Here is a 21,251-nt window from a genome sequence, read left to right on the forward strand (position 1 = left end):
TCCCATACACAATTAAACATTTTATACTCTTAGTTCAAAATACGCAACGAAGGAAAACGTTTTCATACAAAAAAAGTTTTAAACACTGTTATATCAGCTCTTTGTTTGATAAAATAAATTTGTACTTACAGTCCAATATTAAATAATGATATAGGGTGATATAGATGAATGACCGTAAACACCAAGTCATGTTGACTGCGAAAAAGCTGTTTATTGAGAAGGGATTCACATCCACTTCCATCCAAGACATCCTAGAAGAGGCGAAAATCTCCAAAGGGACATTTTATAATTATTTCACTTCCAAAAACGAGTGTCTCATGGCCATATTGGAAGTTGCACATAACGAGTCTGTCATTCGGAGACGCGAACTTCTCGCCGGGCGGAATAAAAAAGATAAAGACATATTGGCAGAGCAAATCCTCGTCAGGATGCAAGTAAACCGCGAGTTAAATTTACTTCCGATTTACGAGGCAGTTTTCTATTCCAATGATGAAGAGCTCCGTAATTTCGTGAAGGGGTACCATCTTGACGAGTTGAAATGGATTGCCAGTCGGCTCATCGATGTTTATGGCAAGGAAGCGGAGCCCCACGCTTTCGACTGCTCGGTCATGACCCTTGGGATGATCCAACAACTGAACCATTTTTGGAAAGTTGGCTCCTCCAAGGAACCGGACATTGGAAAACTTGTCCACTTCACGTTTCGGAGGATGGACGCCCTTATGTCCGACTTGATTGAACAGAACGATGTCTTACTTGAAAATCATATGATTACACCTTTAAGGCTCTCTTCCAAAGAACTGAAAGTAAAAATTCAAGACGAACTTCTCGCACTGAAAAAGGAGCCCGAGCTGGATGACAGCAGTTTGGAATATACAACCTTCCTATTAACGGAATTGCAATCCGATAAACCAAGGGTGTACCTTTTGGAAGCTGTCAGCCGTTCATTCCGAGAAGCTGGCAACGGCACGAAGCTTGCTGATCGTGTGAACGAAGTCTTATATCTTCTATGGAAATATATCGATTCAATTAATACAAAGTAATGAAACTTTTGAAGACGTCCGCCGTACAATTAATCAGCAACTAAATTGGAGGAGGCTATTTATGAACAACCACGAAATCGATTTCAAACTGTACGGAGACGATATGCAATTTGTAGAGGTCGAACTCGATCCAGGCGAAACAGTCGTCGCTGAGGCCGGTTCCTTAATGATGATGGAGGACGGAATTGAAATGGAGACGATTTTCGGAGACGGCTCAGGCAGCTCAGGCGGTGGAATTATGGGCAAATTAATGGGGGCCGGCAAACGTCTATTAACTGGGGAAAGTCTCTTCATGACGACGTTCACGAATGAAGGTTCAGGTAAAAAGCACGCTTCCTTCGCAGCTCCGTATCCCGGCAAAATCATTCCGATGGATTTAAGTGAATATAACGGCAAGATCATCTGCCAGAAAGATGCATTTTTAGCAGCCGCAAAAGGCGTTTCCGTAGGGGTTGAATTCCAAAGGAAAGTCGGCGTAGGCTTTTTCGGCGGCGAAGGCTTCATTATGCAGAAACTTGAAGGGGATGGCATGGCTTTCGTACATGCCGGCGGAACAATTATTGAGAAGACTCTTTCTCCAGGTGAAACATTACGCGTCGATACGGGATGTCTCGTCGCCATGACACAGGACGTCGACTACAATATTGAAATGGTAAAAGGCGTAAAAACCGCTTTATTCGGCGGCGAGGGATTATTCTTCGCAACATTGAAAGGTCCGGGAAAAGTATGGATCCAATCATTGCCGTTCTCAAGACTTGCAAGCCGCGTCTTTGCAGCAGCACCGCAAACTCCAGGCGGCGGTTCACGTGACGAAGGAAGCATCGCAGGCGGATTGTTCAATATGCTTGGTGGAAAATAAGAAAGTAAAACCGGAACGCCTCGGCGTCCCGGTTTTTTCATGCTCGAACCACTCATAAAGTTGTAAAATCACGCATAAATCCCCAAATTGAAACATAAACCGCCCATATCGCTCATAAATGCCGTTATTCGCGCATAAACGGACATATTACCTTAATTTGCGCCATTCAACAACAGCCATATATAACGCGCTTCCTCTTCACTTCCCGGGTGGATATTCATCTGTTTCGGATAATCGATCGTTTTCGCCTTGAACGTCATCAAATGCATGACATGGCCATTCGCTTTCGCCGCTTTATCAAGCATTTCTCTAGCATCTTCCGATTTCCCGCCAGATGCTTCATGCTCCAATTTCCAGTCAAGATATAAATACGTCGCATCATTTTGCGAACCTTTTTCATAGCGAACCATCAGTTCAGCAGCTTCGTTAAATCGCTCGGCATGAATCAAACAAGCAACCGCTTCAAAACGTGCACCTTGATTATCCGTCGGGTTCATTCGGACAAGATCCTTGAATACATCTGCCGCTTCGTCAAATTCTCTTTGTTTGAACAAATGGACGCCATACGCGAAAGCCGCACGCATGAATGGCCGGTTTGGGAGGTTCATCCACGGATTTTCACCCGGCTCGAACATCTTGCTTGCATTGCGAATTGCCTTTTCGTATAGAGCGGACGCATTCTTCACATCGCCTTCTACTTCCGCCTCAAGCAATAGCGCATCCGGAAGCTCGGATGAAATTGCTGACGCTCTCTCAGCGAGGTCCCGCCGTTCCTCTTCGCTTTCCGCCGCATACGCTTCATACGCTAGCATTTGCGCCCTTCCTTCATCGACATCAGGCTTCCGTTCCGGCTCAACGACACCAGCCGTCGTCATCGCCGTTTCCCAAAGTCCTTTTTCTGTCGGCCGCGGATCCGTTCCGATATCGAATACAACATTCGCCATCGGTTCGTCGAAGCTGCCCATCATTTCTTCATATAGAGAGGATAAATCATCCACAAACGGTTTCATCCCTTCAAGAGATGCTTCGTATCGGGACGCAATTTCCTCCTCGCTATCTTTAAGATTTCTTACGACGCCGTGTTTCGCCCCCGTCCAAACGGCTGCCGAGACAAAATCATTCACCGACGGAATCTCCTGCTGAATATTCATGAAGTACGCGACCGCTAATTTATGCATAATTTCCCTTGTATCCGTGTCTTGTCCGAGTTCGCGCAACGCCACTTCCAACGCTTTCAATGCATCCAATTGCGAAGGGACGAGTACTTCCTCAACCAATTCATTCAGTGAAGCTAGGCTCCGTTTAATGAAAAGCTCATAAATATCGAGCGCATGTGCACGCACAAATTCCTCCAACGTCTTCCCTTCATTAGCTTCGCGCAATTCCATCAACGACCGCTTCGTCTGCTTGCTCCACTTTGCGAGGAACATCATCGAAGAAACAGGCGCGATTGCGTCTTCCCTTTTTCTCGGATCACGCAGCACCGCCCCGAACAGTAATGTCCCTTCATCGACCGGCATTCCTTCATTGCGGGTGACATAATATTCTTCTCCAGTGAACAGCTGACGGACTTTCAGCATGCTCGTTTCTGCGCCAACCACTTCCGCGAGCAGCATAAACGGCTCGTCCCACGCCTTCAAAACTGAAACGACCGCTTCACGCTTCGCTATCCTTATCTGCTCCTCTATGTATTCATGCCAGCCTGTCGGATTATATACGAATAAATAAAATTCACCTGCTGCCTCTTCAATATCGTCCTTCGTCCAGCTGTCCGAAAGACGAAGAAGCCACTCCCGCATTATCCGGATCATCTCTTTCCGGTCTTCCCCTTTTGGATAGAGCTCAAAGAAATTGCCAAGGATTTGATCCAGCTCTTCATTCACAAGCAGACCGACTAAATCAGGACCCTTCTTTCCACAGCATTTCTTATATTTCTTCCCGCTTCCGCATGTACAAGGATCATTTCTGCCAATCATCATACAACCCCCTATTGATGCTTTCCTTCATCATAACAAATACGGTGAGTGGCTGTCGCTTTGCTCTACTTCTGTAGGGGTCGAAAGTCCTGAAATGACGATAACTTTGTGAAATCGATCGATAACTCGCCCCAACTGAACGATAACTTCTCAGAAGTGACCGATAACTTGTTCCAACTGACCGATAAACCTCCGGAAATGACCGATAAGAAAAACACCCAGGGCTCCCCCGGGTGTTTCCACACAAACTATAGCAATAAATACGCGATTGGCGTCACGATGATGATTGTCAAAATGACACGTTGCACCCAAATTGCAATGAGTTGCGGAATGGAAATAGGAATTTCCGTCGAAACGATACACGGCACAACCGCCGAGAAGAAGATGATCGACGAAACCGATACGACTGCGATGACGAACTTGACGACTAATGCCGATTCCACAACGAGCAATGCTGGCAAGAACATCTCCGCGATACCGAGCGCACTCGCTTTTGCGACTAACATCGGCTCTGGCAGCTGCAATGCCCATGTGAACGGATAGAAAATATATCCGATCCAATCAAATACAGGCGTAAACTCTGCCAACACAAGGCCTAACAGTCCGATGGATAAAATCGATGGCAGGATTGCCATTGCCATGAGGAGTCCGTCTTTAACATTCATTACGATATTTTGTCCGAGCGTCGGCGCTTTCGAAACCGTCTCCATTGCTTCTTCCCACGCAGTCGCGATGCGCTTCCCTTCCGGTTTCACTTCAGGCTGCGGCGTCGACCCTTCATAATACTCATTTTTAATCGAACGCAACGGCCATAAATGCACCGTAATTGCCGTGACGATAAACGTGACAAGTAACGTCACCCAGAAATACAAATTCCACATGCTCATTAAGTCGAGCGTCTTCGCAACGACAACCATGAAAGTCGCAGAAACCGTTGAGAATCCCGTCGCGATGATAGCGGCTTCCTTCGCCGTATATTTCCCTTCTTTATATACACGGTTTGTAATTAACAGTCCTAACGAATACGAACCGACAAATGAAGCGACGGCATCGATTGCAGACCTTCCCGGCGTCTTCCAAATCGGGCGCATGATCGGCTGCACGAGAACGCCGATGAATTCCAATAGGCCGTATCCGACTAATAAAGCTAAAAACACTGCACCGATCGGGACTAACAACCCGACAGGTATAACGAGTTTATTCAACAGGAACGGCCCCATGCTTGGATCAAAAAGCCATCCAGGTCCTACATTGAAGACAAGCATGATTCCGACAACCAAGCCGATTACTTTAAAAAACGAAAAAACCATATTGACGGTCGATTTTTTCCAAGTACCTGAAACGAACGGATAGACCGCACCGGCTAAAATGACGAGCAACGCATAATACGGCAGCGCCCCGCTGCCATACGTTTGAATCCACGTGACAATATGATCCAGCATGATCGAATTCTTTCCGCCGATTGTGACCGGAACGAAAAACATGAATGCCCCGATTGCGCTAAAGACAAAAAACTTCCACATGCCAGGATTTGATTGCGCTTTCACTTTCTCCCCTACTTGCGCCATAAACTTTCCCCCTTCTCCTAATGTTCCAATAACTTCAATTGAAAGAAAACCGTGAATGAAGCCCCTATCTGTTCATTCACGGCAAAGCATTACCCTACGACCTGTTCTCCCTTTTTCCAAACCTTATCGACGTGATTCACGCCAAATAAATATTGAAGCTCCTGATAGTTCGAGATGTTCCATATGACGACATCCCCTTGCTTCCCGACTTCGAGCGACCCGACTTTGTCCTCCATCTTGATCGCGCAAGCTGCATTCATCGTTGCCGCGACAAGCGCTTCGGCAGGCGTCAAACGCATCGAAATGCACGCCAAGTTCATGACGAGAGGCATTGAAGTCGTCGGTGACGAGCCTGGATTGCAGTCCGTCGAAATAGCGACAGCTACGCCTTCATCGACCATTTGACGTCCCTTGGCAGCTTCCTCACGTAAGTACAAAGCAGTTGCCGGCAATAAACAAGCGATCACGCCTGCTTCCGCCATCTGTTTGATGCCTTCGTCAGATGCCTTTAATAGATGCTCCGCCGATATGGCACCGACTTTCGCCGCAAGCTCCGCCCCTCCGTATGACTCAATTTCGTCAGCATGGATTTTCGGAATCAACCCAAACTTCTTCCCCGCCTCCAAAATGCGTTCGGACTGCTCGGGGGTAAACACGCCCACTTCGCAGAACACATCGTTGAAAACTGCAAGCTTCTCTTCTGCCACGACAGGAAGCATGTCATTAATAATGCTATCAATATATTCATCTTCATTGCCTTTATATTCTTGCGGGACGGCATGCGCACCCATGAATGTCGGCACAAGGTCGATCGGATGGATGTCATTCAACCGCTTCATCGCCCGAAGCTGCTTCAGCTCCGTTTCAAGATCGAGCCCATAACCGCTTTTCCCTTCAACTGTCGTCACACCATGCTTCAGGAATGAATCCAATCTGCGCAACGTCTGCTCCACGAGTTCATCTTCCGTCGCTTCACGCGTCATTCGTGTCGTCGCATGAATGCCGCCTCCCGCATTCATGATTTCCATATACGTCGCACCTTCGAGACGCATTTCGAATTCCCGTTCGCGGCTTCCGCCATAAGCAACATGCGTATGCGGATCGACGAGGCCAGGCGTCACGAGTCGTCCTGTCGCATCAATGATGTCCGCTTCTGAAGCCCGGTCTCCGTACTCGCGCTCCAATTCCTCAGTCGCCCCAATTGCTGCAATGACGCCATTTTCAATCCAAACACTGCCGTCTTCGATAATACCTAGGTCAGACATTTCCTTACGCTTACGCGGCTCGTTTTTGCCCGCGATTGTCGCAAGTTGTGCTGCATGTTTGATCCAAATTGGTTTCAAGAATCTCATCCTTCCATCATCGGGATGTTAACCCCTTTTTCCTTCGCTGTCTGAATAGCGAGATCATAGCCCGCGTCGACGTGACGAGCGATGCCCATTCCAGGATCCGAAGTCAACACACGCTCAAGACGCGCTTCCGCTTCCTTCGTTCCGTCCGCGACAATAACCATGCCCGCATGCTGTGAATACCCCATCCCGACGCCGCCGCCATGATGGACAGATACCCAAGTCGCCCCGCCGACCGCATTGATCATTGCATTTAAGATCGGCCAGTCAGAAACAACATCCGAGCCATCCTTCATCGCTTCCGTCTCACGGTTAGGAGATGCAACTGAACCTGAATCGAGGTGATCGCGTCCGATGACGATCGGCGCACTCAATTCACCGCTTGCGACCATATCATTGATGATTTTTCCAAAACGCGCACGCTCGCCGTATCCTAACCAGCAAATCCGTGAAGGAAGCCCTTGGAATTGGATTTTCTCCTGCGCCATTCTGATCCAATTGCAAAGATGTGTATTATAGCTGAATTCACGCAAGATGACTTCGTCCGTCTTCCGGATATCTTCCGGGTCTCCCGAAAGCGCCACCCAGCGGAAAGGTCCTTTCCCTTCGCAGAATTGCGGACGGATATACGCTGGAACGAATCCCGGGAATTCAAATGCCCGTTCAACGCCTTCATCCTTCGCCACTTGACGGATGTTGTTTCCGTAGTCGAATGTGATGGCGCCTTTATCCATCATCTCGATCATTGCCGCGACATGCTTCGCCATGGAAGCTTTCGACCGTTTCACGTACTCATCCGGATTTGTAGCGCGAAGATCCGCAGCTTCCTCAAGCGACATGCCGGATGGAATATAACCATTCAGTGGGTCATGCGCAGATGTCTGATCTGTCAATACATCCGGATTGAATCCACGTGCAATCATTTCTGGCAATAAATCCGCCGCATTCCCTAGAAGACCGATCGACAGCGCCTTCCCTTCCGCCTTCGCCTCTTCCGCCAGACGAATCGCTTCATCCAAGGAGTCCGTTTTTACATCCGTATAACGTGTTTCAATACGGCGATCGATCCGTGTTTCATCGACTTCGATGCCGATGCACACGCCACCCGCCATCGTAACTGCCAATGGCTGCGCACCGCCCATGCCGCCGAGGCCAGCCGTCAATGTGATCGTCCCTTTCAACGAATCCCCGAAATGTTGCTTTGCAAGCTCCGCAAATGTTTCATACGTCCCTTGCACAATTCCTTGCGATCCGATATAAATCCAGCTGCCCGCTGTCATTTGCCCATACATCATCAAGCCCTTCTTGTCGAGCTCATGGAATGTGTCCCAATTGGCGTAAGCCGGGACAATATTCGAATTGGCAATCAATACGCGAGGTGCATCTGTATGTGATTTGAAAATTGCAACCGGTTTACCCGATTGAATCAATAATGTTTCATCATTTTCAAGTTCCTTCAAAGAACGAACGATGGCGTCAAAGCTTTCCCAGTTACGCGCCGCCTTCCCAATTCCCCCATAAACGACGAGCTTCTCAGGATGCTCCGCTACGTCAGGATGCAAATTGTTCATGAGCATCCGAAGTGCCGCCTCCTGCTGCCACCCCTTCGTATTCAATTCTGTACCTGTATATTGAACGACCTTCTCCACTGTATCCGCTTTCATTTTATAACAACCTCCCTTTCGTTACTATCATTCTATAGGGAAGTTTCAGATAATTGTTTATGAAATGATAATAATATTACACTTTATTGACTAATAAATAATAAACTTTTGAATAATTTTGATGAATATAACTCCTGTTGCTACCAAATAAAAGAGCGAACCATTCCTTGACTGCATCAAGAAACAGTTCACCCTTTTAAAGCAACATCCCTAAAAATGTTTCAAAATTCACGCCGTCCTGGCTTATAATTCGTTCCTTCACGGTCGCTTCGATTGCGGAAGATAAAAACTTCTCTGCAAGCTCCATTGTCTCTGCAACGTCTTGGCCGCGCATCATTCCGCCCATGATGACCGATGCAAATAAATCACCTGTCCCCGAATAGCTCATACCGTTATATTCCTGAAGACTGTGAAACGTTCGGAAATCGTCGATATACATATTGCCAACTTGTCTTGTTTCCGATATGGCTGGCGGATTTAAGCCGGTAACGATGACTTTCGCGCCGGTCATTGACTGCAACTGTCGGCCCGCCTCCTCAATCGCGGATAAATAATCTTCGTTCGCCCGATAACTTTGCAGCTTTTCAAACGGCACTCCCGTCAGTAGACAGCACTCCGTAACGTTCGGCGTGATAATATCCGCGCGCCTCGCCAGCTCTTTCATATAATCAATCAGCTCACCTGACAAAGCCTCATACATCTCTCCCCGATCGCCCATGACAGGGTCGACAAGCAACGTTGTCTCTTCTTTGTAAAACGTATCTAAAAACGAAAAAATATTTTCAATCTGCTCTTTTCCTGTCACGAACCCCGTATGAATACCGTCAAAAGCAGCGCCCAACTTGCTCCACTCGTCTATAAAATGATGCATCTTCGACGTCAAATCCTCACAATAATAGCTCGGATACTCTGTCTGTGACGTCAAAATGGCAGTCGGCAGCGGCACTGCTTGCACTCCCATGACGGATAAGACCGGGATGGCCGCTGTAAGCGAGCATTTTCCGAAGGATGACATATCTTGGATCACCGCAACTTTTCTCATTACACTTCCCACCTACCTCGTCGGTACTAGCATTTCCTCCATCGTACCACAAGAAGGGAAAAGCAAGAATACAGAGACCGACAATTTCTGCCTCACTCAACTGACCCCTATTACTTTCATCGAACTGGCACTTTTGTGATGGTCAGATCTCCAGTAAAATGAAAGTACTCAAAATTCCATGAAGTGAGGAAGTGGATTCGCAAATGCAAATCATACAGCGTAAAAAACAACCGGATACTAATTTAGTAATTATACAACGCCAAACGCGTACGAAAACTTTCGATTTAGTGCTTACCGCTATTTTGTCGGCATTTGTACTTATCGCAACGATGATCAATATAAAACTTCCATTTGGGCAAGGCGGTTTGATTCACCTAGGAACAGCGATGCTGTTTATCGTCGCCATTTTATTTGGACCGAAAAAGGGAGCACTTGCAGGAGCCATCGGAATGGGCTTGTTTGATATCTTTGGCGGTTGGGCCATTTGGGCGCCAACGACCATCGTCGCTCGCGCCTTGCAGGGCTATATCGTCGGGAAAATCGCTTGGTCGAAAGGTCACCGGGGTGATAACGTCAACCTCAACATCTGGGCTGCCGTTGCTTCGACGCCTGTCATGCTTGCAGTCTACTACATCGGGCAAGGAATTATGTACAACAACTGGGTGGCACCACTTGCATCCATACCGGGTGACCTCATTCAAAGCGTCGTCGGTCTGCTTATTGCCATACCGCTTTGCCTCACTTTGAAAAAGACACCGTTTTTCCGGAAGAAATTTTAAATAATATGCAGTGAGGAAAATCTATCTCATTCCTCACTGCTTTTTTTATATCTCTATCTCATTCTAAATTGATAGGGCGTCATGCCCGTCTCCTCTTTGAACCGCCGACTGAAATACGTGGAATGCGTAAACCCGGCAGACCGTGAAACTTCTGCAACGGGCAAGTCAGTCTCTGTCAATAAACGCTTTGCTTCCTCTATCCGCATTTTCAGCAATGCTTCACTGAAAGGCTGCCCCGCCTCCTTCGCAAACTTGCGGCTCAACGTGCTTTTGTGAAGCTTCAGCTCGTCCGCGCATGCCGCCAAGCTCCAGGAAGCATCCCAATAATTTGCTGCAATCCTTTCCCGAACTTTGTCGACTAAGCTGCCTACCTGATTCGATCGGCCGACGGAAGACTGAAGCAATTCCACGATGAACCCGATGAAAGATTGTATGATATGGTACATAACCGGCTCGCGGATGACCGTTTCGAAGAGGGAATGGTAAGCCTGCTCCACCGGTTGCGACTTCAATGATTTCGCAGTCATGTACCGGCGGATTTGCGCCAGTATGCTTGTCAACCGCACACGGACCATTTCGGGGTCTGGGAATGGTGATTCAAGTGTGAGAAAATCCTGCTCCATCCAATCTCGGATTTCCGACACCTGCTGTTTCTCGAGCATCTCCACCCACTTCCGCTGCTCAAGCGGTGACAGGAAAGGATCCATATCCCTCCAATGGAGATCCTCTTTTTCTATTGTCACGATATCGTAGCCGTCATAGAAAATCTTCTCGTGAAAACGGCGCATCTTTTTATACAGCACCCGGTAGCCCTCTCCGATTTCAGCTGTATATAAATAAATCGTCAACAGCGCATCCGACTGGCGCTTCCATTGTGCGAAAAACATCGAGTATGCTTCTTGGAGAACATGAAGATTTTGCAATTTATGGACGACTAACACAAAATCTGAAAACGGAAAAATGTCATAAGCCGTCGGAAAATCATGCAATTCAAGTTCGCGGACAAGATGGTCGAGATCTTCTGGCCGCGATGGCGCGATTAAACTCAAAAGCACTGGGTGTTCTGTACGCGCATCCCCGAGGAGAAGGTTTTCATAGATGACGCGGCCTTCCTTCTGCCGGACAGGGTTTTTGAGCTGCGCCTGTTCGTTGCGCCACCTGAAGCGGATTTGCTGGACTTGTTTAAGGAGCCGCTCGGGCGGAAACGGTCTGAAAAGGATGTCTTCCGCTTTCAGAGAGAGCGCTTTGTAGACGGTTTGGAATGTTCTTTCCGATGAGATGGCGAGCCAGATGGCTTGCGGGGGCAGCTCAATTTCATCCTGCAGGATGGTATCCATGTCGATGATGTAGAGATATGTGTCGGCTAGCCCTTCCGCCTTCCTTGCAATCTCCACTTCCATGTCGGTCCACTGGGAGGTGAGCAGCCATTTGAGCCCTTGCGCTTCGAGAGGGTCTTTGATGAGCAGTTGGATGTTCATAATTTCGCCTTCTTCCCAATCGATAGTTGGAATAATCATAATCCAGCTATATACTGAAGGCAAGAAGTCTTCTTTGGGAAGGGATGAGGGTTATGAATGAATCCATTTGGACAGGAAGGATCGATGATGCCGTAAATCGCACGGCTTTTCGTTATCATCAGATTGTCGAAGCGGTAGATTTGCAGACGGCGAAGGACGGATGCGTAATCATAGGATTTGAATGCGAGGAAGGCGTCCGGCGGAATAAAGGGCGGCTCGGTGCTGCTAAAGCACCGGATGCATTGCGCACTGGGCTAGCAAATCTGCCGTGGAGGTTCGGGGAAACTGCTCGGCTATTCGATGTCGGCAATGTTGCTTGTACAGGCGAAGAATTGGAAACGGCCCAGCAAGAACTCGGAAAAACGGTAGGAATGCTCCTTTCAAACGGTGCAACGCCGATCATTCTCGGAGGCGGGCATGAAACGCTGTACGGCCATTATCTCGGCGTGCGTGAATTTTTAGGTCCGGACGCCTCTCTCGGCATCGTCAACATCGATGCTCATTTCGATCTGCGACCATACGACGAACAGTCTTCTTCAGGCACAATGTTCAGGCAGATTTTGGAGAGTGATGAGAATGCGAGCTATTTCGTCGCGGGCATCCAGCGGTACGGGAATACGCAGGAACTGTTTGACCGCGCAGAACTGCTTGGCGTAACATACGTGCATGAGGATGAAATGATACCCGGCCAGCTCGAGAACCTGATGGATTTATTGGATGCCTTCATGGACAAGCATGATGCTGTGATGTTGACATTATGTACTGACGTCTTGAACGCGGCGTTTGCCCCTGGTGTAAGCGCGCCTTCCCCGTTCGGTATTGAGCCGTCGACCGTGCGCGCGATTATCCGAAAGGTCGCAGGGCATACGAAGACGCATTCCTTCGACATTTGTGAAGTAAATCCTGCACTGGACGAAAATGGAAAAACCGTGAAGCTCGGCGCTTATTTTGTGAATGAAGCGATTGCGGGGTTCATGAAAAATTAATTTCGTTAAGCAAAAAGGCAATCTTAGGTTAATTCCCCACTAAGATTGCCTTCTTTTCCTACGCTAATTGTTCACTAAACTGAGCCAAGTCCTCAAAGCTAGTAATATCTCTCTGAAAAAGAGGGACATAAAGGATGTCTTGGTTCTTGAACGTCCTCTCTATCAGCTCTACATATTTCCGCTCATGCTCTTTCCGTTCATTCCAAAACTCACCTTCGACCTGTGCAGGGAGCATCTTATTGACGACAATTGACTTCACTTGAAGTGAATGCCGGTTCAACAATTGGATCGCTTTTTCCGTTTCCAAAATTGGCAGCCGCTCCGGGTTCAAAACGAAAATAAAACCTGTCGTCTGCTGATCCATTAATAGTTCACGGACTCGGGTAAAGCGTTGCTGCCTCACTGATAACACTTCAAAAATCGGATCTTCCACCGGTTCACCGTCATTAAGCAGACGCGAGTAATTAACATTCGCCTTTTTTCGTTTTTCCAATAAGCCATGAATCCACACACCCATTAGGTCAGGAAGCGACAGCAAACGGATTGTATGACCAGTTGGCGCAGTGTCAAACACAATTTTGTCAAAATGCTCGCGTTCCTCCAAAATAATCGTGATCAGTTTATCGAAAAGGGCCGCCTCGTCCGCTCCTGGCGATGCTTTTGCCGTGTCCAACTGGCGATGCACTTCCTCCATCATACTGGAATGGACGACGCCCTTAATATTGTCCTTCACCCCAGCAATATACCGTTCCGTCTCAAGCTGTGGATCGATTTCCAGTGCCACTAACCGATCCGCCACCTCCACCGGTTTGCCGCCGATCATCCGGCCAAATATATCACCGACATTATGGGCTGGATCCGTTGATACTAAAAGTGTGCGGTTCCCGGATGCGGATAAGCGGTGTGCAATGGCCGCGGCTGTTGTCGATTTGCCTACTCCGCCCTTTCCGCCAACAAAAATGATTTGTTTCGTCAATACGTCCATCGTTTCCCCTCATTTCAGCAACAGCGGATGCCAAGCATCGGAGACTTCTCCATGCCCATGCGCAAATGCCATTCGTGGAATTTTTCAATCATATGCGGATAGAGTTCCAATGTGTAATAATACGCCGGATTCGGAATGCCGATCATTTCGGAATAAAGGAGGAGGAAAAAGAGATCCTCCTCATCCCTCAATTCTGAAGCAATTTCCCGGCGGTGTGGCAAACTAATGACTTCTTCGTAGTACGAAATCAGCTTTTTCAGGGAATCAATCATAGTAACTCTCTCCCCCTACTACTCTTCCAAGTCCGTTGATATGTGCTGATTATTTTTGCCGGACAAGGCGGAGAATGCAGTCAATATGATCCAAACCGCAAAGACGAAAATGATTGCGCCGAAGATGAAGAGCAGCCAGTTCGAGCTTGACCCGAACCATGACCATTCATAGACCACTTGCTTAAACATCGCCAACAGTGTCATGAAAAGCAGGAAGATCATCGGAATGATGGCCACAAGATAGTTCCTGCCAAGCCGCTTGAGCCAAACCGCAATCAGCAGCAAGCTGATGCCTGCCAACAACTGGTTCGCCGTTCCGAACAAAGGCCAGAGCAAATATCCGCCCGATCCGAATCCATTCGGCCCTTCTGGCAAAAGCACAAGCGCGGCACTTGATAAAACCGCAACCGATGTCGCCACATGTTTCTTTGAAAGCTTCGGCATGTTGTATTCCATGCCCAATTCCGCAATGATGTATCGCATTAACCGGACCGAAGTATCCAATGTTGTTGCTGCGAAGCTAATGACTATAATCGATACAATCGTCGTTGCCACATCAGCCGGTATATACAAACTTGTCGCCAATTTACTGGCCCCTTGTACGAAAACAGTCAGGCCGGAGCCATTTGCCGCACCGAAGCTGCTGTAGGTTGCGAGGAATGCATCTTTGTTCGGGAAGAAGGTGATGACCGCAATAATAGAGACAAGTGCTAAAATACCTTCGCCGACTGCTCCAAGATAGCCGACAAATCGGGCATCCGTCTCTTTATTCAACTGCTTCGATGAAGTTCCTGACGAAACGAGTCCGTGGAAACCTGATATCGCTCCGCATGCAATTGTAATGAACAGAAGCGGGAACCATGATACGTCAGATGTTGCATTCGTCATTGGAGCCGTGATCGTAGGATTTGCGAAAAGCAAGCCTAAGTAGAGAATGCCAAGTCCGACTACCAATTGGTGTGAGTTGATGAAATCACGCGGCTGCAACAGTCGCCAAACCGGCAGTGTGGAAGCGAAATAGACATACACCATCAAAATGACAATCCAAATGAAGAAGGCCGTTGATACAGCACCAAGTCCGAACAGACCGGCTCCTTCCGCCCCGCCCATGTACTTCACAAGATCAATCTGCAAGAATCCCACTTTACTGGAGACAACTGCTGCAATATACATAACAGCCAAAGCGATGAGCGAAGGAACAAGCATCTTTTTCTGCCGCTTATAAACGACAGTGCCAATCCAAATCGCCAGAGGAATTTGAATGAAAACCGGTAAAACGCTTGCTGGGAATTTAATGAACAAATTAGAGATGACCCAAGCAAATACCGCATTCACCATCAACACTAAAATGAGGATAATGAACAAGAACAGAATTTTTGCCCGTTGTCCAATGAGGCGGTTCGCTAACGTACCAACCGATTGGCCTTTATGGCGAACGGATAACACCAAAGTTCCGAAGTCATGGACACCAGCAGCGAATACAGTTCCGAGAACGACCCATAGCAAAGCCGGCAACCAGCCCCAATAGACGGCGATTGCAGGCCCCAGTATCGGAGCTGCACCTGCGACTGATGTGAAATGATGCCCCCATAGGACAAACTTATTCGTCGGCACAAAGTCGACCCCATCTTTGTACCGATGCGCTGGCGTCACATAATTCGGATCTAACCTGAAGATCTTTTCAGCGACAAATTTTGAATAAAACCGGTATCCCAACGCAAAAACAATCATCCCTGCCACTGCAACTACAATTGCACTCAATTTCCCTTTCCTCCATTCCGTTTCTATTTGCACTTCGTTCCGAGTAGCTCAAAACGAAGGTATTTCCCTTATTATCAGCTAGTACAATCTATTGTCAGGGACAACTGCTTATGACCATTCCAAAAAGATTGTGACGGGAATGCATATACGTAACGGATGGTTGGCAGGAACGAGCTGCCTTGCAGAACTGTATTCAATTTACACGGTTCTTCGGTTCATTTCCCTCCAAAACATCAATGATCGCCTGTGCGTTCAATGCCATCATCGCCCGCCTCGTCTGCACGCTTGCGCTTCCAATATGGGGGACTGCCGTGACATTCGCTAAGGTGAGCAGTGGATGCTCGAGAGGAATCGGCTCCTTTTCAAAAACGTCCAGCCCCGCTGCGAAGATCGTATTATTTTTCAACGCGTCATAGAGGGCGATTTCATCGACGATGCCTCCGCGTGAGACGCTGATGAGAGTCGCCGTTTTCTTCATAAGCGACAGCTCCCGTTCGCCGATCATCCCTTTCGTCTCTTCGGTAAGAGGCACGAGAATCACAACATGATCGGCCCGTTTTAATAGGTCGTCCAATTCAGCATATTTGACGCCAAACTTGTCTTCAGTTTCATGCTTTCGGCTACGGTTATGATAGAGCACATGCATATTGAACCCTTTTGCCCTGCGTGCGACCGCTTCGCCAATCCGCCCCATTCCGATAATGCCGATGGTTGTCCCGTACACATCCATACCGGTATAGCCCATCGGCGTCCACGAAAGCCAGCCGCCTTCCCGCAATTCCTTTTCCGCTGAATTGAAGCGGCGCGCTGTGGCAAGCAGTAAGCCGAATGCAAGGTCTGCAGTCGTTTCCGTCAATACATCAGGCGTATTCGTCACGATGATGCCCTTCTCCTCAGCCGCTTTTATATCAATATTATTGAAGCCCACCGCCAAGTTGGAAATTACTTTTAAGTTAGTTGCGCTTTCCAGCATATCGCGATCAATCGTATCTGAAAGCATCGTCCAAAGCGCATCGGCTTGCACGATCTCTTCTCGTAATACCTCGGCAGGCACCGCCACATCTTCCGAATCCCACATCCGGACAGTGAACTTTTCTTTTAATGGTGCCACGAGCTCATCGGGCAGCTTTCTTGTAATAAATATAGTAGGTTTCATCGCAAACCCTCCTTTTTCACTTATATTAGCATAATTCAGTCAGTTCTTTTTTGCCTTGCATAAAGTTATCGGTCATTTCTTGACGGATATCGGTCATTTTCACATCTTTATCGGTCATTTCAGCCGACTTATCGTTCATTTCCCAACAGTTATCGATCATTTCCCTAGAGTTATTGTCATTTCATGACCTAAGACCTACTTGAAAACAATCAAAAAGTGCTCCGCCGTCAGCGAAGCACCTACATTTATCCACCAATATAACTCATATTGATCTTCTTCCGATTTTTCACCGTCTGTTCCGTACGTTCGTCAGAATAACGGTCGCCGCGGCCTTGCCAAACGCCGGTAATCGCTTCGAGCAACTCTTCGTCTGACATGCCGCTGCGGATCAATTCCCGAAGATCAAAACCGGATGAAGCGAACAAGCAAGTGTACAGCTTTCCATCCGATGAAAGCCGTGCCCGCGTACAAGTTGAGCAGAATGATTCCGAGACCGATGTAATAAAGCCGACTTCAGCCCCGTTGTCCAAATAGCGGTACCGTTTCGCCACTTCGCCGTAATACTCCTCTTCGGCAGGTTCCATTTCGTATTCCACGCGCAACATTTCGTAAATTTCCTTCTTCGTCACGACCTTTTCGAAGCTCCAGCCGTTGTCATTGCCGACGTCCATGAACTCGATGAAACGCAATGTAATGCCACGTTCCTTGAAATATGCCGCCATCGGAAGGATTTCGCTTTCATTCACACCTTTTTGCACGACCATATTCATTTTAATCGTGAAGCCGATTTCCTTCGCGCGATCGATATTCTTTAAGATAAGCTCAGGTTTAATGCCGCGCCCATTCATTTTCCCGAACAGCTCGGGGTCCATCGCGTCAAGGCTCATATTCAACCGACGGAGTCCCGCGTCATACAATGGTTGCCCATATTGACCGAGCAGAACACCATTCGTCGTCAATCCGATGTCTTCGATTCCTTCAATCTTCGTCAGCTTCCCAATCAAGTCGGGAAGGTCGCGCCGCATTAAAGGCTCTCCGCCTGTTAATCGAAGCTTTTTCACACCGAGCGACGCAAATAACCTTGCGAATCGCTCCATTTCTTCAAATGATAACAGCTCATTTTTTGGCAAGAACATATAATCATCACCGAAAATCTCTTTTGGCATGCAATATGTGCATCTAAAATTACAACGGTCTGTCACCGAAATTCGCAAATCTCGAATCGGCCGGCCTAATTTATCTACAATCGGATTCATCCTCGTCAACTCCTTTCCAAGACATCCGGAGTGTTCGCATTCATGAAAACCTTACTAGCGTCGTCTTCTGTCAACAATCCACCTTCAATCCACCGGACACCGTGTTTCTCTTGAACATCCATTACCCGTCGCCTCCCATTTTCAAGCGCTTCGCGCAGATCCGGGAGGACAACAGCGTCCCACACCGATACGAGCGGGTGAAGCTTTCCATCCAATACGACGGCAGTCACACCAGAACTATGACAGTCAAGCAACCTCCTGATCACGTCAGCTGTCATGAAAGGCATATCACATGGAAGAACGAGATAGCGTTCGGCGGGCAGCCTTTCCATCCCAGACAAAATTCCTGCAATCGGACCTTGCCCCACAAAAGGCTCCCTATCTGTCGTGACAAGCAGGCTTTCAGGGAAACGATCCACCAATTCAGGGCGCGTCACGACAATGCAATCTTCGCAAAACGGAGACAAAGCCTCCAGAGACCACTCATAGAAAGGACGCCCCTCCCACTCGGCAAATGCCTTTGGAGAACCGAATCGTCTTGACAAACCTCCAGCAAGAACAATTCCAGCCGTCTTCATCAGCCACCGCTCACCGGAGGAATGAATGCACAAACATCACCTGACTCTATGACATCATCTTTCAATGCATATTCTTCATTCACTGCCACTTGGACATTATCCGCTCCGAAGCCAGGGTAAGTCGTTTCTGCCCAATCAAGCAACTCAGATACCGTCATCGAATCACGGTTAAGCATCTCTTCACCTTTTCCCGTCAGTTCCCGCAGCCTTGCAAAATAGTTCACTTTGATCATAACTGTTCTACCCCCTTTTCAGGATATTTCTTCTGAGCACCGATCCATTCTTCCCCGTCTTCCCAAATTTCTTTCTTCCATATAGGCACGACTTCTTTGATGCGATCGATAGCATATTCATTCGCCTCGTAAGCGGCTTTTCTGTGTGGTGAAGAAACAGCAATGACGACAGCAATATCTGATATTTGTAGTTCTCCGATTCGATGTGCGATTGCGACACGTACACCTGGCCATTTCTCTTCCATCTCCGCCCCGATTTCCGCCATTTTCTTTTCAGCCATCGGGACGTAGGCTTCATACGACAGGTAAAGCGTCTTTACCCCGTGCGTCCACTCCCGAACATTGCCTGTGAAAACTGTGACTGCGCCGGCTGAAGGATGAAGCACATAATCCATATATTTTTGAACCTCTATCGGAGTTTCTACGATTTCATATTGTTTCATCGCCATCTCCCCTTTCTATCCACTTCACAAACCATTCGTCAATCTGTTCAATCTGCTCTCGCGAATGAATATGGGGGTAATCCGTTAAAATTTCCGGACACCCGACCACGAGCTGCCGCCCTTGCAAATGACAGAGCGTATCCCAATCTTCCTCATCCCGCAGCAAAACTACTTTATCTCCAACCTCGCCTTTATATCCTTCAATTAATAACACATCCGGCTTTCCGATCGTCGCTAATTCTTTAAGTTTTTCAAAATCGGGCTCTTCATTCCAACTGAATTGAATCGCTCCGCCACCCGCTACGAGCGTCGCATCCGCTCCGTTTGCTAAAAACTGAGCTGTGTCGGTTGTGGAATCACTCATATCCGGCTTCCCGCCATGCCCATGATGCTTCAGCACCGCGACAGACAAACCGTTCTTTTTCAATAAACAAACCCATCTCGCAATCAACGTCGTCTTTCCGCTATTTTTATAGCCGACGACGTGCAACGTCTTCATAGCGTCCATTCGCTGACGCCTTGTTCGCTGCCGATTAACAGGATATCGACTTCATCGCCTTCGGAAAATCCTCTCGTTCCACTAGGCAAGACAATCAGGCAATTTCCTCGTGCAATCGACGATACAGCATTTGATTTATTGAATCCCGCAGGCACCGCAACAACTCCGTCCGGCATCAATTTCCAAGTCGCACGGATGAAGCGCGTAAATGGATTCGGCTTCGTAAAGTCCTCGCCCAATTTCGCCGTCATTCTCGGCATATAAGGGGCTGCTCCTCCCATCATCCCAAGAATTGCAGGCCTAGTAAACAGTTCAAACCCTGTGAAGCAAGCGGATGGATTGCCCGAAAGACCGAATAAGTATTTATTTCCAAGCACTGCGACAGTCGTTACACTGCCCGGACGCATTGCGACTTTGTTGAATAAAACCTTCGCGCCGAGCCGTTCATAAATGGCGGGCAAATAATCATAATCACCGACCGACACACCGCCCGTCGTAATCAGAAGATCGGTTTCAGCAATCGCCTTCTCGACGACAGCCGTACATGCATCCAAGTCGTCCGCCATCATGCCATATGAGCGGCATTCGATGCCCATCCGTGTTAATTGTGCGCGGATCATTGGACCGTTTGAATTCCGAATTTTTCCTGGCACTAGTTCATCCGTCACCTCTAACAATTCTGTCCCTGTCGACAATATTCCTGCAACCGGCTTTTTCGCCACTTCCACTTTTGCATACCCGAACGTTGCTAGCAATGCGACAGTCCCCGGATGGATGAGTGAGCCTGCTTCGATTAGCAGCTCCCCTTCCTTCGCATCCTCGCCTTTGTACGAAATGTTTTCGCCAGCCTCAAATGGTTTCCGCAGCGTAAATCCGTCTTCCATTTCGACTGTCTGCTCAAGCATGATGACAGCATCCGCATTTTCTGGAATTTTTGCGCCTGTCATAATTCGATATGCTTCCTTTTCACCGATCGGCTTGTCTCCGACATAACCGGCGCCGATTTCCCCGATGACTTTGAATGAAATCCGGTTGTCGCCAGATGCTCCTTCAGAATCGGTCGACCGAATTGCAAATCCATCATAAGGTGATCGGTCAAAAGGAGGTACATCGTGTTTTGCAATTATCGGTTCAGCTAGTATCCTTCCGTATGCGTGCTCGAGGTCGATCATTTCTGTCCCTACAGGTGTTGCGTGCTCCATTACGAGCCTGACAGCTTCTGCCACGGGGATCGGTTTTCTCATTTCCACCATTACGTTTCCTCTCCTATCTTCTGCTATACTAAATG

21 protein-coding genes are annotated in these 21,251 nt (G+C 48.0%); 4 read left to right on the forward strand and 17 right to left on the reverse strand.

Features of this window, described 5'->3' with window-relative positions:
* The first annotated feature begins 164 nt into the window (after window positions 1–164).
* Window positions 165–1,040 (forward strand): TetR/AcrR family transcriptional regulator, encoded by an 876-nt coding sequence (locus tag ACR65H_RS01845; protein WP_440498352.1) that lies wholly within the window; start codon window positions 165–167, stop codon window positions 1,038–1,040.
* Window positions 1,041–1,101: 61 nt separating this feature from the next.
* Window positions 1,102–1,899, forward strand: a complete 798-nt coding sequence (locus ACR65H_RS01850; RefSeq protein ID WP_440498353.1) for a TIGR00266 family protein — start codon at window positions 1,102–1,104, stop codon at window positions 1,897–1,899.
* Window positions 1,900–2,051: 152 nt separating this feature from the next.
* Here the strand turns inward: ACR65H_RS01850 and ACR65H_RS01855 are convergent, their stop codons facing one another.
* From ACR65H_RS01855 to ACR65H_RS01875, 5 genes are all read right to left on the reverse strand, one after another.
* On the reverse strand, window positions 2,052–3,875 hold the full coding sequence (locus ACR65H_RS01855) for a tetratricopeptide repeat protein (RefSeq protein WP_440498354.1): 1,824 nt from the start codon (window positions 3,873–3,875) through the stop codon (window positions 2,052–2,054).
* 248 nt (window positions 3,876–4,123) lie between these two features.
* Complete coding sequence (locus tag ACR65H_RS01860; RefSeq protein WP_440498355.1) at window positions 4,124–5,443, reverse strand: YjiH family protein; 1,320 nt, start codon at window positions 5,441–5,443, stop codon at window positions 4,124–4,126.
* An 89-nt stretch (window positions 5,444–5,532) separates the two neighbouring features.
* Window positions 5,533–6,786, reverse strand: coding sequence for an imidazolonepropionase (gene hutI / locus ACR65H_RS01865; RefSeq protein WP_440498356.1), 1,254 nt, complete (start codon window positions 6,784–6,786; stop codon window positions 5,533–5,535).
* Between the two features lie 5 nt (window positions 6,787–6,791).
* On the reverse strand, window positions 6,792–8,456 hold the full coding sequence (hutU, locus tag ACR65H_RS01870) for a urocanate hydratase (protein ID WP_440498357.1): 1,665 nt from the start codon (window positions 8,454–8,456) through the stop codon (window positions 6,792–6,794).
* 196 nt (window positions 8,457–8,652) lie between these two features.
* On the reverse strand, window positions 8,653–9,498 hold the full coding sequence (locus tag ACR65H_RS01875) for a pyridoxamine kinase (RefSeq protein WP_440498358.1): 846 nt from the start codon (window positions 9,496–9,498) through the stop codon (window positions 8,653–8,655).
* 203 nt (window positions 9,499–9,701) lie between these two features.
* Here ACR65H_RS01875 and ACR65H_RS01880 point away from each other — a divergent pair, with 203 nt between their 5' ends.
* Window positions 9,702–10,277 (forward strand): ECF transporter S component, encoded by a 576-nt coding sequence (locus tag ACR65H_RS01880; RefSeq protein ID WP_440498359.1) that lies wholly within the window; start codon window positions 9,702–9,704, stop codon window positions 10,275–10,277.
* A gap of 53 nt (window positions 10,278–10,330) precedes the next feature.
* Here ACR65H_RS01880 and ACR65H_RS01885 read toward each other — a convergent pair whose 3' ends face one another.
* A complete protein-coding gene (locus ACR65H_RS01885) occupies window positions 10,331–11,818 on the reverse strand; it encodes a helix-turn-helix transcriptional regulator (RefSeq protein WP_440498360.1) in 1,488 nt (495 codons plus the stop codon).
* A gap of 29 nt (window positions 11,819–11,847) precedes the next feature.
* On the opposite strand from ACR65H_RS01885, the gene hutG reads away from it, so the two are divergent.
* Entirely contained in the window at window positions 11,848–12,780 is a 933-nt protein-coding gene (gene hutG / locus ACR65H_RS01890; protein ID WP_440498361.1) for a formimidoylglutamase, read from the forward strand.
* A gap of 58 nt (window positions 12,781–12,838) precedes the next feature.
* On the opposite strand, the gene ACR65H_RS01895 is transcribed toward hutG, so the two are convergent.
* From ACR65H_RS01895 to ACR65H_RS01945, 11 genes are all read right to left on the reverse strand, one after another.
* On the reverse strand, window positions 12,839–13,765 hold the full coding sequence (locus tag ACR65H_RS01895) for an ArsA family ATPase (RefSeq protein ID WP_440498362.1): 927 nt from the start codon (window positions 13,763–13,765) through the stop codon (window positions 12,839–12,841).
* A 14-nt stretch (window positions 13,766–13,779) separates the two neighbouring features.
* Complete coding sequence (locus ACR65H_RS01900; protein WP_440498363.1) at window positions 13,780–14,037, reverse strand: cory-CC-star protein; 258 nt, start codon at window positions 14,035–14,037, stop codon at window positions 13,780–13,782.
* An 18-nt stretch (window positions 14,038–14,055) separates the two neighbouring features.
* A complete protein-coding gene (locus ACR65H_RS01905) occupies window positions 14,056–15,798 on the reverse strand; it encodes a carbon starvation CstA family protein (RefSeq protein WP_440498364.1) in 1,743 nt (580 codons plus the stop codon).
* Between the two features lie 193 nt (window positions 15,799–15,991).
* A complete protein-coding gene (locus ACR65H_RS01910) occupies window positions 15,992–16,954 on the reverse strand; it encodes a 2-hydroxyacid dehydrogenase (protein WP_440498365.1) in 963 nt (320 codons plus the stop codon).
* 25 nt (window positions 16,955–16,979) lie between these two features.
* The gene (locus ACR65H_RS01915) at window positions 16,980–17,114 is read right to left on the reverse strand and encodes a hypothetical protein (protein ID WP_440498366.1); all 135 of its coding nucleotides are present in this window, start codon (window positions 17,112–17,114) and stop codon (window positions 16,980–16,982) included.
* Between the two features lie 85 nt (window positions 17,115–17,199).
* Window positions 17,200–18,210 (reverse strand): GTP 3',8-cyclase MoaA, encoded by a 1,011-nt coding sequence (gene moaA / locus ACR65H_RS01920; protein WP_440498367.1) that lies wholly within the window; start codon window positions 18,208–18,210, stop codon window positions 17,200–17,202.
* A 5-nt stretch (window positions 18,211–18,215) separates the two neighbouring features.
* A complete protein-coding gene (gene mobA, locus ACR65H_RS01925) occupies window positions 18,216–18,788 on the reverse strand; it encodes a molybdenum cofactor guanylyltransferase (protein ID WP_440498368.1) in 573 nt (190 codons plus the stop codon).
* Complete coding sequence (gene moaD / locus ACR65H_RS01930) at window positions 18,788–19,021, reverse strand: molybdopterin converting factor subunit 1 (RefSeq protein ID WP_440498369.1); 234 nt, start codon at window positions 19,019–19,021, stop codon at window positions 18,788–18,790. Before moaD ends, mobA begins: the two co-directional genes overlap by 1 nt.
* Window positions 19,018–19,464, reverse strand: a complete 447-nt coding sequence (locus tag ACR65H_RS01935; protein WP_440498370.1) for a molybdenum cofactor biosynthesis protein MoaE — start codon at window positions 19,462–19,464, stop codon at window positions 19,018–19,020. Before ACR65H_RS01935 ends, moaD begins: the two co-directional genes overlap by 4 nt.
* Entirely contained in the window at window positions 19,451–19,972 is a 522-nt protein-coding gene (gene mobB, locus ACR65H_RS01940) for a molybdopterin-guanine dinucleotide biosynthesis protein B (RefSeq protein ID WP_440498371.1), read from the reverse strand. Before mobB ends, ACR65H_RS01935 begins: the two co-directional genes overlap by 14 nt.
* On the reverse strand, window positions 19,960–21,216 hold the full coding sequence (locus tag ACR65H_RS01945) for a molybdopterin molybdotransferase MoeA (RefSeq protein WP_440498372.1): 1,257 nt from the start codon (window positions 21,214–21,216) through the stop codon (window positions 19,960–19,962). Before ACR65H_RS01945 ends, mobB begins: the two co-directional genes overlap by 13 nt.
* Window positions 21,217–21,251: the final 35 nt, after the last annotated feature.

The organism is Sporosarcina sp. SAFN-015 (assembly GCF_059415085.1).

Excerpts from the sequence above, each read along its gene's own strand:
- ACR65H_RS01915 (WP_440498366.1), bottom strand. The coding sequence starts at position 17,114 with ATGATCGATAACTGTTGGGAAATGAACGATAAGTCGGCTGAAATGACC.
- ACR65H_RS01935 (WP_440498370.1), bottom strand. The coding sequence starts at position 19,464 with ATGAAACAATATGAAATCGTAGAAACTCCGATAGAGGTTCAAAAATAT.
- ACR65H_RS01900 (WP_440498363.1), bottom strand. The coding sequence starts at position 14,037 with ATGATTGATTCCCTGAAAAAGCTGATTTCGTACTACGAAGAAGTCATT.
- ACR65H_RS01910 (WP_440498365.1), bottom strand. The coding sequence starts at position 16,954 with ATGAAACCTACTATATTTATTACAAGAAAGCTGCCCGATGAGCTCGTG.
- ACR65H_RS01945 (WP_440498372.1), bottom strand. The coding sequence starts at position 21,216 with ATGGTGGAAATGAGAAAACCGATCCCCGTGGCAGAAGCTGTCAGGCTC.
- moaD (WP_440498369.1), bottom strand. The coding sequence starts at position 19,021 with ATGATCAAAGTGAACTATTTTGCAAGGCTGCGGGAACTGACGGGAAAA.
- moaA (WP_440498367.1), bottom strand. The coding sequence starts at position 18,210 with ATGAATCCGATTGTAGATAAATTAGGCCGGCCGATTCGAGATTTGCGA.
- ACR65H_RS01895 (WP_440498362.1), bottom strand. The coding sequence starts at position 13,765 with ATGGACGTATTGACGAAACAAATCATTTTTGTTGGCGGAAAGGGCGGA.
- mobB (WP_440498371.1), bottom strand. The coding sequence starts at position 19,972 with ATGGACGCTATGAAGACGTTGCACGTCGTCGGCTATAAAAATAGCGGA.
- ACR65H_RS01875 (WP_440498358.1), bottom strand. The coding sequence starts at position 9,498 with ATGAGAAAAGTTGCGGTGATCCAAGATATGTCATCCTTCGGAAAATGC.
- mobA (WP_440498368.1), bottom strand. The coding sequence starts at position 18,788 with ATGAAGACGGCTGGAATTGTTCTTGCTGGAGGTTTGTCAAGACGATTC.
- ACR65H_RS01845 (WP_440498352.1), top strand. The coding sequence starts at position 165 with ATGAATGACCGTAAACACCAAGTCATGTTGACTGCGAAAAAGCTGTTT.
- ACR65H_RS01860 (WP_440498355.1), bottom strand. The coding sequence starts at position 5,443 with ATGGCGCAAGTAGGGGAGAAAGTGAAAGCGCAATCAAATCCTGGCATG.
- hutG (WP_440498361.1), top strand. The coding sequence starts at position 11,848 with ATGAATGAATCCATTTGGACAGGAAGGATCGATGATGCCGTAAATCGC.
- ACR65H_RS01880 (WP_440498359.1), top strand. The coding sequence starts at position 9,702 with ATGCAAATCATACAGCGTAAAAAACAACCGGATACTAATTTAGTAATT.
- ACR65H_RS01855 (WP_440498354.1), bottom strand. The coding sequence starts at position 3,875 with ATGATTGGCAGAAATGATCCTTGTACATGCGGAAGCGGGAAGAAATAT.
- ACR65H_RS01850 (WP_440498353.1), top strand. The coding sequence starts at position 1,102 with ATGAACAACCACGAAATCGATTTCAAACTGTACGGAGACGATATGCAA.
- hutU (WP_440498357.1), bottom strand. The coding sequence starts at position 8,456 with ATGAAAGCGGATACAGTGGAGAAGGTCGTTCAATATACAGGTACAGAA.